This window comes from Nonomuraea soli, from assembly GCF_013761175.1.
GTDB lineage: Bacteria > Actinomycetota > Actinomycetes > Streptosporangiales > Streptosporangiaceae > Nonomuraea > Nonomuraea soli.
Map to the genome: position 1 here is coordinate 314,867 of NZ_JACDUR010000009.1, position 16,237 is coordinate 331,103.

At 70.3% G+C, this 16,237-nt stretch carries 13 protein-coding genes; 6 read left to right on the top strand and 7 right to left on the bottom strand.

The features are described from left to right. Window positions 1–43 precede the first annotated feature (43 nt). Window positions 44–2,491, bottom strand: a complete 2,448-nt coding sequence (gene leuS, locus HNR30_RS40530; RefSeq protein WP_181615484.1) for a leucine--tRNA ligase — start codon at window positions 2,489–2,491, stop codon at window positions 44–46. 535 nt (window positions 2,492–3,026) lie between these two features. On the opposite strand from leuS, the gene HNR30_RS49720 reads away from it, so the two are divergent. Further along, a complete protein-coding gene (locus HNR30_RS49720) occupies window positions 3,027–5,012 on the top strand; it encodes a hypothetical protein (protein WP_181615485.1) in 1,986 nt (661 codons plus the stop codon). A gap of 10 nt (window positions 5,013–5,022) precedes the next feature. Here the strand turns inward: HNR30_RS49720 and HNR30_RS40540 are convergent, their stop codons facing one another. Then, window positions 5,023–6,246, bottom strand: coding sequence for a cytochrome P450 (locus HNR30_RS40540; RefSeq protein WP_181615486.1), 1,224 nt, complete (start codon window positions 6,244–6,246; stop codon window positions 5,023–5,025). A 201-nt stretch (window positions 6,247–6,447) separates the two neighbouring features. Between HNR30_RS40540 and HNR30_RS40545 the strand changes: the two genes are divergently transcribed. After that, a complete protein-coding gene (locus HNR30_RS40545; protein WP_312895002.1) occupies window positions 6,448–7,413 on the top strand; it encodes a methyltransferase domain-containing protein in 966 nt (321 codons plus the stop codon). Here the strand turns inward: HNR30_RS40545 and HNR30_RS40550 are convergent. Beyond that, window positions 7,359–8,189: an alpha/beta fold hydrolase gene (locus HNR30_RS40550; RefSeq protein ID WP_181615487.1), complete on the bottom strand. Its 831-nt coding sequence runs from the start codon at window positions 8,187–8,189 to the stop codon at window positions 7,359–7,361. The genes HNR30_RS40545 and HNR30_RS40550 overlap by 55 nt on opposite strands. Before the next feature lie 82 nt (window positions 8,190–8,271). Here HNR30_RS40550 and HNR30_RS40555 point away from each other — a divergent pair, with 82 nt between their 5' ends. Next, a complete protein-coding gene (locus tag HNR30_RS40555; RefSeq protein WP_181615488.1) occupies window positions 8,272–9,513 on the top strand; it encodes an MFS transporter in 1,242 nt (413 codons plus the stop codon). Here the strand turns inward: HNR30_RS40555 and HNR30_RS40560 are convergent. The 3 genes from HNR30_RS40560 to HNR30_RS40570 are packed head-to-tail and all read right to left on the bottom strand — an operon-like array spanning window position 9,485 to window position 12,773. Continuing rightward, window positions 9,485–10,009: a hypothetical protein gene (locus HNR30_RS40560; protein WP_181615489.1), complete on the bottom strand. Its 525-nt coding sequence runs from the start codon at window positions 10,007–10,009 to the stop codon at window positions 9,485–9,487. The genes HNR30_RS40555 and HNR30_RS40560 overlap by 29 nt on opposite strands. Beyond that, window positions 10,006–11,232, bottom strand: a complete 1,227-nt coding sequence (locus tag HNR30_RS40565; protein ID WP_181615490.1) for a cytochrome P450 — start codon at window positions 11,230–11,232, stop codon at window positions 10,006–10,008. The genes HNR30_RS40560 and HNR30_RS40565 overlap by 4 nt, the downstream gene beginning before the upstream one ends. Continuing rightward, window positions 11,232–12,773, bottom strand: coding sequence for a GMC family oxidoreductase (locus tag HNR30_RS40570; RefSeq protein ID WP_181615491.1), 1,542 nt, complete (start codon window positions 12,771–12,773; stop codon window positions 11,232–11,234). The genes HNR30_RS40565 and HNR30_RS40570 overlap by 1 nt, the downstream gene beginning before the upstream one ends. 149 nt (window positions 12,774–12,922) lie before the next feature. Here HNR30_RS40570 and HNR30_RS40575 point away from each other — a divergent pair, with 149 nt between their 5' ends. From HNR30_RS40575 to HNR30_RS40585, 3 genes are all read left to right on the top strand, one after another. Continuing rightward, window positions 12,923–14,458, top strand: coding sequence for a long-chain-fatty-acid--CoA ligase (locus HNR30_RS40575; RefSeq protein WP_181615492.1), 1,536 nt, complete (start codon window positions 12,923–12,925; stop codon window positions 14,456–14,458). A gap of 130 nt (window positions 14,459–14,588) precedes the next feature. Next, the gene (locus HNR30_RS40580) at window positions 14,589–15,056 is read left to right on the top strand and encodes an RNA polymerase sigma factor (protein ID WP_181615493.1); all 468 of its coding nucleotides are present in this window, start codon (window positions 14,589–14,591) and stop codon (window positions 15,054–15,056) included. After that, window positions 15,053–15,994 carry a YbgA family protein gene (locus HNR30_RS40585; protein ID WP_181615494.1) on the top strand — a complete coding sequence of 314 codons (942 nt, stop codon included), beginning with the start codon at window positions 15,053–15,055 and terminating at the stop codon, window positions 15,992–15,994. Before HNR30_RS40580 ends, HNR30_RS40585 begins: the two co-directional genes overlap by 4 nt. Before the next feature lie 22 nt (window positions 15,995–16,016). Here the strand turns inward: HNR30_RS40585 and HNR30_RS49725 are convergent, their stop codons facing one another. Then, entirely contained in the window at window positions 16,017–16,142 is a 126-nt protein-coding gene (locus HNR30_RS49725) for a hypothetical protein (RefSeq protein WP_281389948.1), read from the bottom strand. Between the last annotated feature and the right edge of the window lie 95 nt (window positions 16,143–16,237).

A 16,237-nucleotide genomic window follows, 5' to 3' on the forward strand; every position in this document is an offset into this window, starting at 1 on the left:
GCGGCCCGGTGACCCGGACCGCCGTGCCGTACCTCGGAGAACCTCAGGGCACGATGTTGACCAGCTTCGGCGCGCGCACGATGACCTTGCGCGGCTCGCCGTTCAGGAACGGCTTGACCCGCTCGGAGTCCATCGCCAGCGCCAGCAGGTCGCCCTCGGAGATCTCGGGCGAGACCTCCAGCCGGTCGCGGACCTTGCCAGCGACCTGGACCACGCAGGTCACCGAGTCCTGCACCAGCAGCGCGGGGTCGGCGACGGGCCAGTTGCCGATCGCGACGGAGCCGGTACGGCCCAGCCGCTCCCAGCCCTCCTCGGCGGTGTACGGCGCCGCCAGCGACAGCATGATCGCCAGCGTCTCGGCGGCCTCGCGGACGGCCGGGTCGGCACTCTTGCCCGCGTCGATGGCCTTACGGGCGGCGCTGGTCAGCTCCATCATGCGGGCCACGGCGACGTTGAACTTGTGCGACTCGACCAGCTTGGTGACCTCGTCGATCGTGCGGTGCGTGACGCGCCGCAGCTCCAGGTCACCCTCGTCGAAGGAGACGCCGGGCTCGCTGGTGACGTCGGTGAAGACGCGGAAGGCGCGGGCCAGGTACTTCTGCGAGGCGTGCGGCGAGACGTCGGCCCAGTCGATGTCGTCCTCGGGCGGGCCGGCGAACACCATGGTCAGGCGGACGGCGTCGACGCCGAAGGCGTCGATCTGCTGGCCCAGGTCGACGCCGTTGCCCAGCGACTTCGACATGGCCTTGCCCTGGTTGATGACCTGGCCCTGGTTCATCAGCCGCACGAACGGCTCGACGAAGTCGACCATGCCCATGTCGTGCAGGACCTTGGTGAAGAACCGGGAGTACATCAGGTGCAGCACGGCGTGCTCGACGCCGCCGACGTACTGGTCGATCGGGCCCCACTTGCGGACCTGCTCGACGTCGAAGGGACCGTCGTTGTAGCCGGGCGAGCAGTAGCGCAGGAAGTACCACGAGGAGTCGACGAAGGTGTCCATCGTGTCGGTGTCGCGCTGGGCGGCTCCGCCGCACTTCGGGCACTCGACGTTGACCCAGTCGGTCGCGCTGGCCAGCGGGGAGACGCCCTTCGGCGCCAGTGCCTCGCCGCGCAGGTCGGGCAGGGTGACGGGCAGCTGCTCGTCGGGGACCGGGACCTCGCCGCAGTCGGGGCAGTGGATGATCGGGATCGGGGTGCCCCAGAACCGCTGGCGCGACAGCAGCCAGTCGCGCAGGCGGAAGTTGACGGTGCCGGTGCCGCGGCCGTCGGCCTCCAGGATCTCGATGATCCTGCCGATGGCCTCGGTCTTGGTCAGGCCGTCGAGGGGGCCGGAGTTGACCAGCTGGCCCTCGCCGGGGGTGGCGACGCCGGTCTCGCCCGGGTCGGCCAGGCCGGTGTGCACCACGGTCTTCACGGGCAGGCCGAACTTCAGGGCGAAGTCCAGGTCACGCTGGTCGTGGGCGGGCACCGCCATGATCGCACCGTGGCCGTAGTCGGCCAGCACGTAGTCGGCGGCCCAGACCGGGATACGCTCGCCGTTGACCGGGTTGATCGCGTAGCGGCCCAGGAAGACGCCCGTCTTCTCCTTGTCGGTCGCCAGGCGCTCGATGTCGCTCAGCTTGGCGGCCTCACGCTTGTAGGCCTCCAGGGCCTCGCGCTGGGAGGGGTCGCAGATCTCGTCGGCCAGGGCGGCGTCGACGGCGACCACGAAGAAGGTCGCGCCGAACAACGTGTCGGGACGGGTGGTGTAGACCGTCACCGGCTCGTCGCGGCCGTCGATGACGAACTGCACGTCGGCGCCCTCGGAGCGGCCGATCCAGTTGCGCTGCATCGTCAGGACGCGCTCTGGCCAGCCGCCCTCCAGCTGCGCCATGTCGTCCAGCAGGCGCTGGGCGTAGTCAGTGATCTTGAAGTACCACTGGGTCAGCTCGCGGCGCACGACGTCGGCGCCGCACCGCTCGCACCTGCCCGCGACGACCTGCTCGTTGGCCAGCACCGTCTGGTCGTTGGGGCACCAGTTGACCAGGCCGCCCTTGCGGTAGGCCAGTCCGCGCTCGAAGAAGCGGTTGAACAGCCACTGGTTCCACTTGAAGTAGTCGGCGTCGCTGGTGTGCAGGCGGCGCGACCAGTCGAAGGAGACGGCGTAGCGCTTGAAGGAGTTGGCCTGCGTCTCGATGTTGGCGTAGGTCCACTCGCCCGGGTGGGCGTTGCGCTTGATCGCGGCGTTCTCGGCGGGCAGGCCGAAGGAGTCCCACCCGATCGGGTGCAGGACGTTGTAGCCCTTCTGGAACCAGTAGCGGGCGACCACGTCTCCCAGCGCGAAGACCTCGCCGTGACCCATGTGGAGGTCGCCCGACGGGTAGGGGAACATGTCCAGCATGTAGCGGCGCTCGCGCGGGTCGGACTCGCCCTCCTCGGCACGGAAGGGGTCCTTCTGCTCCCAGATGGGCAGCCACTTGTCCTGCAGTGCCTGCGGGTCGTACTCACTCACGGCGGTCTATTCCTTCGGTTGACTGGTGCCCTGGGTGTCCCCACAAGAAAACCCCCCGTTGGAGCAACGAGGGGCAGCCGCGACGGCGGAGGACTTCCTAAGGCCGTCGCGGCCCACTAAGAAGCAGGGTCGCGGTGCGCATACGTCAAGCCTAGCGCACCTCTTCAAGTGAATACCGGAACTCGATCGAGGCCGCCCGGCACAATGGGGTCATCGGGTCCCGTGAGACCTGATGGTGATGTATCCGTTGTGACCTCTTCTGTCCCTTTAGATTACTCTCGTCGCCGTGACCCAGCCGTATGACCCCGGAGCGTCGGAGGCCGACCTGCCCTTGCAGGATCCGCCAACCGACCCCTCTGGCCTGCGGGTTCACGATATTTTCCCCCGTTTTGCCGCGGATGCCGGGGTTTCGCATGAGATCATGACCAACGCGGCATTGCCGGACGATCACTCGGGAGGTACGGCAGCGATGGCGGTGGACAAATCCGACGGGGGCCACCTCCCACCGGCCTGGCCGGAACTCCCCCCTCAGGACGTGCCCCTTTCGTGGCCCGAGGTGCCCTCACGCGCCTCAGGCCCGCGAGGCGGCCGGCAGGAGCCCGACCCGGCCGGCGGCCAGGAGTCGTGGGCGGAGATGACCATGCAGCAGGACGCGGTGCCGCTGTCGTGGCCCGAGGTCTCGCGCCAGGACCCGGCCGCGTGGTCGTCGGGCCCGGGGGCGGGCGAGCAGCCGGGAGGGTCGTGGACGACGACCCCGGCGGTCGACCAGCCCGCCCCGTGGACCCCCGCCGCCGACGGCGCCGCGGCCTGGGCCTCGACTCCGGGGCCTGACGCCGGCGCACCCTGGGCTTCCGCTGCGGGGGTCTCGGGTCTGGGAGGCTCGCAGCCCGCGGGCGGCGCCCAGCCGACGCCGTGGGCCTCCGCTCCGGCCGATCAGGCCGCCCCCTGGGCCTCCGGTGCGGCCTCCGCCTCGCCGACGTCGACGCCGTCGCCGTCGCCGTCGCCGTCGCCCTCGGCCGACCCGGGTGCGCCGTGGGCCTCCGCCCCCTCGGCGTCCGGCTCGTGGCCGCCCGCCGAGGCGCCCAAGCAGGACCCCGTTCCCGCCTGGGCCGAGCCGCCCAGGCCCGCCGACAACGCCGAGGCCGCGTGGGCGAACCTGTCCACCCCGGCGCCGTGGCCGCGCAAGGACGCTCCGTCAACGCCGTGGCCGCCCCAGAACGACGCCCAGTCGCCTTGGCCTCCCCAGGGCGACATCCCCCCGTCCCCGCCCTGGCAGAGCGACGCCCCCCAGGCGGCCCGCCTCCCCCAGAACGACGCCCCGTCCGCCCCGTGGCCGCCCCAGAACGACGCCCCGTGGCCGCCCCAGGCCCCGAACCCGTCGACCCCCTGGACCCCCCAGCACGACGCCGCCCCGCTCCACCACGACCCGGAGCGCACGGTCGCCGCCTCCTCCCTCGACCAGCACGGCGTCGCGGCTCCGCCGTACCACCAGAACCCTCCCCAGGGCGACCCGCTGGAGCGCACGATCACCCAGAGCGGCCCCCTGGGCCAGCCCCAGGCCCCGGCCGGCGGCCCCATGGAGCAGACCGTGACCCACGGCCACCTCCCGACGCCGGTGCCCGACCACGGGCGGCCGGGCGCCGACCTGGGCCGTGACCCGTCCGACCCCGACAAGCCGTTCGTCACGGCGGGCCAGATCAGCGGCTCCCGAACCCCGCCCCCCGAGCGGCAGCAGGAGCTGTGGGACGCCGTCTTCGCCGGCGGCGAGGACTACCACGAGTCCCTCGACGACGAACCCGGCAAGCCGATCTGGATCTACGCCCTGTCGGGCTCGGTCGCCGTCGGCCTGGTCGCCGCCCTGCTGTGGGCCTTCCTCGCCGGCCCGCTGGCCAGCGAGACGCCGTCCGCGGCGGTGGCCGCCAACACGCCCGCGCCGTCGAAGAGCACCCCTGCGGCGGGCAAGGGCAACACCACCACGCCGCGCCTGCCGACGTACCCGGGGGCCAAGTCCCCGGTGCTCGGCGTCGTGACCGACACCGCCGCCGGCCTGACCGTGCCGCATCTGGGCGGCAAGTGGCTGCTCGACCAGCGCGCCGTCGTGCCCTCGACGTACGGCTACACGACGAGGCAGTACGTCCAGACGGGCAACGACGCGACAGGCAAGCCGGTCTTCGCCCAGATCCTGACCGGTCTGCTGCCCGCCAAGCTCTCGGCCGCCTACACCGCTCCCGACAACCTGGAGCCGGTGATCAAGCGGGTCGTGCTCGACGCCCGCAAGCGGTTCTTCCCGCAGCCGAACACGGTGCGCACCATCGCCAGGCAGAAGCTGAGGGTGGGCGGCCAGCTCATCGCCTACGAGCTCACCTCGGGCGAGTTCAAGGCGACGATCGTCGCCGCGGCCATCCCGGCCGGCGGCGACCTGCCCTCGATCGTCTACATGGCCGTGCCGGGCGACGCCGAGACGCTGATGCCCGACATCAACCGGATCTACAACGGCATCAAGCTCACGGCGGCCGGCTGACCGTAGCCGGTCAGAACGTGCACTCCATGTGCTTGATGCCGTTGATGAAGCTCGAATGCAGCCGGTCCGGCCTGCCGCCCTCGATCTGCGGCAGCCGGGTCAGCAGCTCGCGGAACATGACGGTGATCTCCCTGCGGGCCAGGTGGGCTCCCAGGCAGAAGTGCGGTCCCGGACCTCCGAAGCCGACGTGGGGGTTCGGGTCGCGGGTGATGTCGAACGCCAGGGAGTCGGCGAAGACGGTCTCGTCGCGGTTGGCCGACCAGTAGAAGAGCACCACCTTCTCCCCCGCCCGGTACTGGTTGCCGTTCATCTCGCAGTCGCGGGTGACCTTGCGGCGCATGTAGTTGACCGGGGCGGCCAGGCGGACGATCTCCTCGACGGCGCCCGGCAGGTGGCGGTCGAGGTCCGACAGGAGCAGGGCGCGCTGTTCGGGGTTGCGGGTGAGCAGGCGCAGGCCGTACGAGATGGCGTTGCGGGTGGTCTCGTTGCCGGCGACCACGAGCAGGATGAAGAACGACCCGAGCTCCTGCGGGGTGAGCTGCTCGCCGTCGATGTTGGCGCTGGTGAGCGAGGCGATGAGGCCGGGCGGCGGGTCGGCGGCGAGCTCCTGGACTAGCTGCTGGAGTTCGAGGCCGGCGTTGAGCAGGTTGGCCGCGACGTTGTCGAGGTCGGTGTACTCCGGGTCGAAGCCGCCGAGGATGATGTTGGAGCGCTCGAAGATGAAGCCGTAGTGCTGCTCGGGGATGCCCATCATGTCGCAGATGATCTTCAGGGGCAGCCGGGCGGCGACCTGGGTGACGAAGTCGACCCCGGGTCCCGCGGCGATCAGGTCGTCGACGATGCGGGTGGCGGCCAGGGCCACGTCGTCCTCGAACTGCTTGATCATGCGCGGGGTGAAGGCCCGGGAGACGATGCGGCGCAGCCGGGCGTGGCGGGGGTCGTCCATGTTGATCATGGAGCCGAAGTACTCGGTGAACTCCGCCGGCATGTCGGGGATGTTGGTCGCGCCGCCGTCGCCCGAGCAGAACAGCTCGGGGTGGCGGCTGGCTTCCAGGATGTCCGCGTGCCGTACCAGCGCGTGGTAGCCGGGCCCGCGCGGGGCGAAGGAGATCTCCATCTCCTCGAAGAATGCGGGTTTGTCCAGCTCGCGCAGGCGGCGGAAGGCCTCTTCCCTGTCGTTCATGGGCAGCGCCCAGAACTCCGCGGCGGAGAGATCGAAGTCGATCACGCTCATACGAACAGGATTCTAGAACGGCCCCCGTAAGTCCAGACTTACGAAACGGGCAAGCGAAAACCGGTGGACGGCATCGTTACCGTGGACCCATGACGTTCTTCTTCCGACGCTAGGCGACCGCCGGCGAGCCGAGGCACAGCCCGCTGCCGGTGATGCGGGAGGGCTACCTGCCCTCCCGGGTCGCAGCGTGGGAGAAAACACGTGTTCCTACTGGCCCGGACCATCCGGGGGCTGGAAGATCTGGCGTGCGCGGAGATCGGCTCCCCGGTCGCCAGGGTGCGTCACAGGGAGGTCTGGTTCGAGGCGGCCAGGCCGCCCGGGCTGCGGATCGCCGACGACCTGTTCGAGATCATGGCGGTCGTGCGCGACGTCGGACCGCACAGGACGGCGCTCACCAGGCTCGGCGAGGCCGCGGCTCCGTTGAGGAGCGGCGAGGCCGTCGATGTCACCGCCTCCTTCCTGGGCAGGCGCACCTACAACCGTTACGACGTCGAGGACGCCGTCGGCACGCGGCTCTCGCCCGCCTACCACTCCAGACGGTCAGGGCACCGGCCGCCGCCGGGGACCACGTCGTGGCGGGTGACGATCGAGGGAGACGAGGCCGTCATCGCACGCAGGCTCGGCGAGCGCCCGTTGCACCGCCGGCCGTACAAGACCGGGTCCGTGCCCGGCTCGCTCCACCCGCCGGTCGCGGCGGCGATGGCGCGGCTGGCCGGGCCGCGCGGCGTCGTGCTCGACCCGTGCTGCGGGGCCGGCACGCTACTCATCGAAGCGCACGCCCTCCGGCCCGGGGCCCGCTACCTCGGCCTGGACCTGCGCAAGGAGTCGATCGCGGCCGCCAGGTCCAACGCGCCGTCGCTCGCCTGGCTGGCCTCCGACGCCGGGCGGCTGCCGGTCGCCACGGGCGGCGTCGACCGGGTGCTGGTCAACCCGCCGTGGAACCGGCAGGTGCCGGGCGAAGGCCTGATCGCCGGGCTGTGGCGCGAGCTGGCCAGGGTGCTCGCGCCAGGCGGCAGGATCGTGGCGCTGCTGCACGAGCCGTTCCGCGAAAGGTACGGCCTGCGTGCCGTCAGGGCGCTGCCGCTCAGCCTGGCCGGCAGTCACCCGACGATCTACGAGATCCAGCCGAGGACGAGCTCGTTGACCTCGCGGGGCCGTTCGAGGTGAAGGAAGTGACCCGCGTCGGGCAGCAGCTCGACGCGGGAACCCTCCGGCAGGCTCATGTCCTTCGTCAGCTCGGCGCCCATGCAGCCGTCGCGCTCACCGTGCAGGTAGAGCAGCGGCGCCGTGGGACCCGCGTCGGCGGCCGCCTGCTCGGCGGTGAAACGCCCCGTGGGCGGCTCGGCGCCGAGCCTGGCGCGGTAGTACTCCAGCGCGGCCTTGAGGTTGGCGGGCTCGCCCAGGCTGCGCCTGACGAACTCCAGGTCGGCCGTGGCGTCGTAGCCGGGCGACCAGTCGGCCCAGATGCCCGGCAGGAAGTCGGGCTGGCTCGCGGCGATCTCGGCGAGCCCGGTCTGGAAGAGGAAGACGTAGAAGGAACGCTTCAGCTGCGCGTAGCTGAAGAATCCAGGCACCAGGGCGGCGGGCGGAGGCGCGGCCATGGCCACCGAGCGCCTGAAGCGGTCCGCCGCGCCGTACACGGCCAGCGCGCCCCAGTCGTGCCCGATCAGGACCGCGTCGGAGTCGCCCCCGAGCTCCTCGTGCAGCGCGTGCACGTCGGCCACCAGCGCGCCCACCTCGAAACCGACGGGCACCTCGGTCGGCGCGTAGCCCCGCATGAACGGCGCCACCGCGCGATATCCCCGCGCGGCCAGCTCTGGCATGAGATGCCGCCAGGTGTGCGCGGTGTCCGGAAAGCCGTGCAAGCAGAGCGCGAGCGGGCCGTCGCCTAACGAGAGGTAGGCGAACTCCACTCCGTTCGCGTGCACTGTCCTGATCTCCATAGCGCCGAAACCTAGCATCAGGCGTCTCCAACGCCTACAAATGAGGCTTATGCGACGGGGATGGGTTCTCGCTCTATCCTGCTTGACCATCGTCCTGGTGGTCGTGGACCTCACGGCGGTGACCATCGCACTGCCTGACATCCGGCGTGATCTCGACGCCAGCCTGGAACAGATCCAATGGGTCGTCGACGCCTACGCCCTCACGCTCGCGGTCGCACTGCTGCCCGCGGGCATCCTGGCCGACAGGTACGGCAGGCGCAGGCTCCTGGCCGCCGGCGTGACGGTGTTCACCCTGGCCTCGCTCGGCTGCGCGCTGTCGAGCTCCGCGCTCATGCTCGACCTCTTCCGCGGCCTGCAGGGCCTGGGGGCCTCCGCGCTGTACGGCACGACGACTCCGCTCATCGGCGCCGTCTACCCCGACGGGCCGGAACGCGGCAGGGCCCTGGGGATCTTCAGCGCCGTCTCCGGCCTGGCCATGACACTCGGGCCGGTGGTGGGCGGGGTGCTGACCACACTGTTCGACTGGCGCGCGATCTTCCTGATCAACCTGCCCATCGGCGTCTTCGTGCTCATCATGCTGCGCGCCAGGGTGCCGGAGTCGCTCGGCTCCGGACGCATCAACCCGCTGGGCACGCTCCTGCTCGCCGCCGGGCTCTTCGCGATCGTGCCCGCCCTCATCCACGGCCTGTGGTGGCTGCTGGCCATCGGAGTGGTGGCGCTGGCCGGATTCGCCTGGCTCGACCGCGACACCGTACGGCTGTTCTCCGCCCGCACCTTCGCCGTGGGTACGGCCAGCACGTTCCTCATCATGGCCGCCCTCCTCGGCGCGGCCACCTACCTCGCCCTCTACGTCCAGGGCCCGCTGCACGCCAGCGCCATGGAGGCGGGGTTGCGGTTCCTGGCCTTCAGCGCGGCCGCCGTCATCGGGCCCATCGCGATCGGGCGGGTGCTGCACCGGTGGCCGATGTGGCTGCTGATCGCCACAGGCCCGGCCCTCATCGCGGTCGCGCTGCTGGTCATGGCCATCCCGGCGGGCTGGACGTCGATCATGCCAGGCCTGTTCCTGTCGGGGCTCGGGCTCGGCGCGGGGAACGTGGTGGCCAACCAGGTCGGCCTGCTCGCACCGCCGGACCGGCTGGGGCTGGCCACGGGGGTGGTCAACACGGCCAAGCAGGTGGGGACGGCGTTCGGGGTGGCGCTGCTGGCGCTGCCGTACGGCACGTCGATCACGCTCGCCCTGGTCGTGGCAGCAGGCCTGTCGTTCACCGGCGCCCTGCTGCCGGTCGCCCTGCGGGTCAGCCGAGCGCCGCAGCCCCAAGGGTGATCGGGCGGATGTGCAGGAAGTAGCCCTCCTGGTCGGTCCGGGGCCGCTGGCGCCCGTAGACCCGCAGGGCGTAGCGGCCCGCACCTTGGAAGGTGAGGTTCAGTTCGAACTCGGCGCCCAGCGGCCGCATGATGCCCGTGGTGGTGACGAACTCGAGCTCCTCGCTCTCCGGCCAGGCACTGCGGCGCAGCTGCCATGGGTCCTGCTGCCAGTCGGCCCACAGGTTGACGGGGCCCGTGGCGCGCAGGGTGCGGATGACGACGCAGTCCGGGACGGCGGCGGCCAGGCCCGGGGGCATCGCTGGTGTCGAGGCTGGTTCCTGGAACGGGTTGGTGATGCGGACGAGGTGGTCACGAGCGAAGCCCACACCGTGCCAGGCCGGAGGGAGCTCGGCCATCCGCTCGTCGAGAGGGGGGCCGGGACGTCCCGGCTCCCTAGCGGGGTCGATGTTCCGGAGCGCCCATTCCTGGATTTCGCGGGATTTGTCCGAGGTCACCACTCATACCGTAGGTGCTTCACCCCGTTGATGAAGTTCGACAGCAGGAAATCCGGCTCCCCCACCGACCTGATGTCCGGCATGCGGGTGAGCAGTTCGCGGAACATCACCGTCATCTCCCGGCGGGCCAGGTGCGCGCCCAGGCAGTAGTGCGGTCCCGGCCCGCCGAATCCCACGTGGGGGTTGGGGTCGCGGGTGATGTCGAAGACGTCGGGGTCCTTGAAGACGCTCTCGTCCCGGTTGGCCGAGTTGTAGAACAGCAGGACCTTGTCGCCCTTCTTGTAGATGCCGTGGTCCCGGGTGAGCGTGCGCCGGAACTGGATCACCGGGGTGGCGTAGCGCACGATCTCCTCGCACGCCCGCCCGATGTGCTTGTCGAAGTCGTCGGCGAGCAGTTGCCGCTGCTCGGGGTGGTCGGTGAGCAGTTTGAGCCCGTAGGCGATGGCGTTGCGGGTGGTCTCGCTCCCGGCCACGACGAGCAGGATGAAGAACGAGCCGAGCTCCTGCGGCGTGAGCGACTCCTCGCCGTTGACGAGGAGGGAGACCAGGTCTCCCGTGGGCTGCCTGCGGCGCTGGGCGCCGAGCCTGGCCGCCATGCGGTTGAGCGAGTGGCCCGCGTGCAGCAGCTTCACCAGGCCCCTGCCGACGTTGAGGCGGCTGAAGTCGGGGTCGATCCCGGTGTACTCCTTGTCGGCGTTGCCGAGGATGACGTTCGTACGGCGCAGCACGGTGTCGTGATGTCTGGCGGGGATGCCCATCATGTCGCAGATCACCCGCACCGGCAGCCGGGCGGCGACCTGCCGCACGAAGTCGCCTGGTCCGGCGCGCAGCGCCTCGTCGACGATCTCGGAGGCGGCGAGCGCCAGGTCCTCCTCCATCTTCGACAGGACGCGGGGGGTGAAGGCGCGCGAGACGATGCGCCGCAGCCTGGCGTGCCGCGGATCGTCCATGTTGATCATCGAGCCGAAGTAGACGGCCAGCCATCTGGGCATGTCGGGGATGCTGTTGGAGCACGGCTCGCTGCTGAAGATCCCGGCGTTGCGGCTGGCCTCGGTGACGTCGGCGTGCCGTACGAGCGCGTAGTAGCCCGGCCCGCCCCCGATGAAGGGCACGTGGTTCTCCCGCACGAACACGGGCCGCTCCAGCTGGCGCATCTCGCGGAAGGCGGCCATGCGCTCGTGCTGGGGCAGCCCCCAGAACGGGATCTCGGAGATGTCGGGCATCACGTTCCCTTCACCAGGTCCGCGCCCTTCTCGCCGATCATGATGGCGGGCGCGTGGGTGTGCCCGCGGTTGAGGGTCGGCATGATCGAGGCGTCGATGACCCGCAGCCCCTCCAGCCCGCGCACCTTCAGCTCGGGGTCGACGACGGCTTCGGGGTCGGTGCCCATGCGGCAGGTGCCGACCGGGTGGTAGAGGGTCTCGCCCTTCTCCCGCACCCACTGCGCGAGTTCGGCGTCGCTCTCCGGACCCCAGTAGGGCTCGTACGGCTCGCCGGCGTAGGGCTGCATGGCCGTGGTGGCCATCACCTGCTTGGCGACCTTGAGCCCGGCGACGAGCCGCTGCACGTCGGCGGGGCTGCTCAGGTAGGCGGGGTCGATCGTCGCCTCGCGCCCGGCCAGCGAGACGCGGCCGCGGCTCTCGGGCTGGAGCAGGATCACGCCGACGGTCATGCCGTGGGAGTGCGGCTTGTCCAGGCCGTGGTTGACGAACGGGCCCGGCGCGAAGATCAGCTCGATGTCGGGCGCGGGCTCGGCGGGCGTGGTGCGGATGAAGGCGACGGCCTCGCCGACGTTGGTCGTGAAGGGCCCGGTGCGCATGACGATGTAGCGCAGCAGGTTGACGAGGGAGTCGGCGAAGGCGATCGAGACCGGCGCCGGGGTGGTGAGCGTGACGCCGCTGGCCAGGTGGTCTTGCAGGTTGCGTCCGACCTCCGGGCGGTCGAGGAGCACCTCGACGCCTTCCTCGCGCAGTTCGTCGGCGGCGCCGACGCCGCTGCGCAGCAGCAGATGCGGCGAGCCGATGGCTCCCGCCGCCAGCAGCACCTCGCGCCTGGCCCTGATCTGGGCGCCTCCGCCGTGCTCGATGCCGACGGCCCTGGTGCCTTCGAAGACGACGCGTTCGACCGTGGTGTCGGTGATGACCGTCAGGTTGGGCCGCTTGAGCGCGGGACGCAGGTAGGCGTCGGCGGCGCTCCACCGCCTGCCGCGGTTCTGGGTAACGGGTGTCTGGCAGTAGCCCTCGTTGGAGGGTTCGTTCAGCTCGGCCAGGCGCTTGAAGCCCATCTCCTCGCAGGCGCGCAGGAACGCCCCGGTCATGACGTTGGGGCTGCGCTGCTCGGAGATGTAGAGGGGGCCCGCCTCGCCGTACACCCCGCCGTGGTTGCTGCCGACGCGGCGCTCGGCCTTCTGGAAGTACGGCAGGACCTCGTCGTAGCCCCAGCCGGGGATGTCCCACTGGTCGTAGTCGAGGCGGTGGCCGCGCACCCACATCTGGGCGTTCAGGGAGGAGGAGCCGCCCAGGGTGCGCCCGCGGGGCCAGTACAGCTCGCGCCCCTCCATCTCGGCCTGCTTGGCGGTGGTGAAGTTCCAGTCGTAGGGGGTCTTGAAGAGCTTGGGGAAGCCCGCCGGGATGCGTATCTCCAGCTTGTCGTCCTGACCGCCGGCTTCGACCAGCGCCACCGAGACATCCGGATCGGCGGTTAGCCTGTTGGCCAGGACGCACCCCGCCGAGCCCGCTCCGACGATCACGTAGTCGTACTCCATGACTTCCTCCCGGAGGCGGTAACTAGCTACTTGCATACGCCCAGACAGGCAAGACGTCCATACGCTTTCGTGACCTTTGTTACCTACCGGTCAGTATGGCTGGCTGCGAAAATGTGCTCCGAAGCACTACCAGCGGAAAGGCTCCCTCCATGCTCAACCTGTCGATCGTCCTGGAAGACAGCGCACGCAACGCCCCTGACCGCGCCGCGCTGGTCTTCGGCGACATGCGCCTGCCGTACTCGATGGTCAACACCGTTGCCAACCAGGTCGCCAACCTGCTGGTGTCGCGCGGTGTGGGCAAGGGCGACAAGGTCGCGGTGATGAGCCCGAACGTGCCCTACTTCCCCTTCGTCTACTTCGGCGCGCTGAAGGTGGGCGCGACCGTGGTGCCGCTGAACGTGCTCCTGCAGCCGCGCGAGATCGCCTACCACCTGACCGACAGCGACGCCAAGGTGCTGTTCGCCTTCGAGGGCACTCCCGAGCTGCCGCTGGGCGAGCGCGGCAAGGCCGGGTTCGAGGAGGTGCCGGGCTGCGAGCACTTCATCGTGCTGCCCGCCACCCCGCTGGCCACCGAGTCGGCGCTGGGCGAGACGTTCTGGGCGGCCCTGGGCGGCATGTCGGGCGAGTTCGAGACGGTGCAGACCTCCCCCGACGACACCGCGGTGATCATCTACACCTCGGGCACCACCGGCCAGCCCAAGGGCGCCGAGCTGACCCACCAGAACCTCCTGATCAACGCCATGGTCAGCGACGAGATGTTCCCGCGCACCGAGGGCGGCGACGTCTACCTGACCGTGCTGCCGCTCTTCCACATCTTCGGCCTGACCGTCATGCTCAACGCCGGTTTCCGCCGCCGCGCCTCCCTGGTGCTGATGCCGCGCTTCGAGCCCGGCGAGGCGCTCGGGCTCATGCACAAGGAGGGCGTCACGCTCTTCGCGGGCGTGCCGACGATGTACTGGGGCCTGCTCACCAAGATCCACGCTGAGGGCGTCGAGGCTCCCAAGGAGCTGCGCGTGGCCGTCGCGGGCGGCGCCGCCTCCCCCGTCGAGGTGCTCAAGGACTGGGAGAAGACCTTCGGCTTCGGCATCCTGGAGGGCTACGGCCTGTCGGAGACCTCGCCGGTGGCCAGCTTCAACCAGCTCGAGCGGCCCACCAAGCCCGGTTCGATCGGCTTCCCGATCTGGGGTGTGGAGATGAAGCTCGTCGACGCCGACTGGCAGACCGTCGAGGGCGAGGGACCCGGCGAGATCGCCATCCGCGGCCACAACATCATGAAGGGCTACTACAAGCGGCCCGAGGCCACCGCCGAGGTGATGAACGACGGCTGGTTCCGCACCGGTGACATCGCCACCCGCGACGACGAGGGCTACTACTACATCATCGACCGCGCCAAGGACATGATCATCCGGGGTGGCTTCAACGTCTACCCGCGCGAGCTCGAAGAGGTGCTCATGACGCACCCGGCGGTTTCGCTGGCCGCCGTCGTGGGCGTGCCGCACGACTCGCACGGCGAGGAGATCAAGGCCTACGTCATCCCGGCCGCGGGCGTCTCGGTCTCCGAGGAGGAGCTCATCGCCTGGGCCAGGGAGAACATGGCGGCCTACAAGTACCCGCGCCAGGTGGAGTTCCGCGAGTCGTTCCCGATGACCGCCAGCGGCAAGATCCTCAAGCGCGAGCTGCGCTGACCTGATTCCCGGAGGAAGGGGCCGCTTCGGCGGTCCCTTCCTTTTTGCTTTCCGCCCTCTTGGTTGCGAGCTCACTCATCTCAGGGTTGAATAAGTTTTGAAGAGGTTATCTCATGAGGGGGCGATCCCGATGGAACAGCTCGCCGAGTGCTACCGCACGCACGCCGCGCTGGTCCGGTCGTATCTGCGCAGGCTGGTGCCGCCGCAGGACATCGACGACGTGACGCAGGTGGTCTTCACCGAGGCATGGCGCTCGCGCGAGCGGTACGACGCCGCCCGCAGCCTGGAGGCCTGGCTGCTGGGCATCGCGCACAAGCGCGCCGTCGACTTCCTGCGCGCGCGCCGCCCGGCCACCGTCTCCCTGGAGGCCGTGCCCGATCCGGCCGTCAGCGACGGCGACGGGGTGGCCGACCGCGACGAGCTGAGCCGCGCGCTGGCCGAGCTGCCCGACGCGCAGCGGCAGGCCATCGAGCTGGCCTACTTCGCCGACCTCAGCCAGCGCGAGATCGCCGAGCGCCTGAAGGTGCCCCTGGGCACCGTCAAGGCCCGTACGGCACGCGGCCTGCACCGGCTGCACACCCTCCTGGCGGCGGCATGACCAGGCCCAGGATCGCCGTCTCCAGCTGCCTGCTGGGCGAGCCGGTCAGGTTCAACGGCGGCCACAGCCGCGACCGGTTCCTGTCGGGCGCGCTCGGCGACCACGTCGACTGGGTGCCGATCTGCCCGGAGATGGAGGCCGGGCTGGGCACGCCGCGCGAGACGCTGCGTCTGGAGACCACCGGCGACGACACCCGGCTGATGACACGCAAGACTCGCACCGACCTGACCGGGCCGATGACCGAGCTCGCCGAGCGCCGCGCGGCCGGACTCGACGTCGACGGCTACGTGTTCAAGGCCAAGAGCCCCAGCTGCGGCGTGCACGGCATCCCGCGCTACCGGCCGGAGGGCCCCGCGATCGACCGGCGCAACACCGGAGTGTTCTCGGGTGTGATCATGCGCTCGCATCCGCTGCTGCCGGTCGAGGACGAAGGACGGCTCAACGACGCGGTCCTGCGCGAGTCGTTCGTCGAGCGGGTCTTCGCCCACGCTCGGCTGCGCGAGCTGCTGGCCGGGCCATGGCGTCCCCGCGACCTGGTCGCCTTCCACGCCCGGCACAAGATGCAGATCCTCGCGCACGACCCGGCGTTGTACCGGGAGGCGGGCCGCGTCGTGGCCGAGGCGGGCGTTCGCCCGCGCGCTGAGCTATCCGCGGAGTACGCGGATCTGTTCCGCCGGGCGCTGGCGCGCCGCGCCACCGCCGGGCGCAACGTCAACGTGCTGCAGCACTGCCTCGGCATGCTGGACCTCGATCCGGTACGGCGGGCGGACCTGCTCGCGGTCATCGGCTCCTACCGGTCGGGCCAGGTGCCGCTCAGCGTGCCGGTGACGCTGCTGCGCCACCACGCGCACGGCGACGCGGCCGTCTACGTCGAGGAGCAGACCTACTTCGACCCCTACCCCGGTGAGCTGCGTCTGCGCAACCACGTGCCCGCCTGACGCAGCCCCCCTCCCCCCTGGGTCAGCGGACGCGCATCCGCAGCTCGCCCTCCCTGAGCTGGGTGCGAACGATCTTCACGAGGCTGACGGACATCCCGGTGACGATCAGGGTTCCGATGGCCAGCAGGACGATGAACCAGATTCCCATGATCTCTCCCCTTTCTTCCTGCCTGTTCCTTCGCGCCGGCCAGGGAAAGGGGTCCCCTCGAAAAGGGACTAATCTCCTTTTCTCTCGTATCAGCC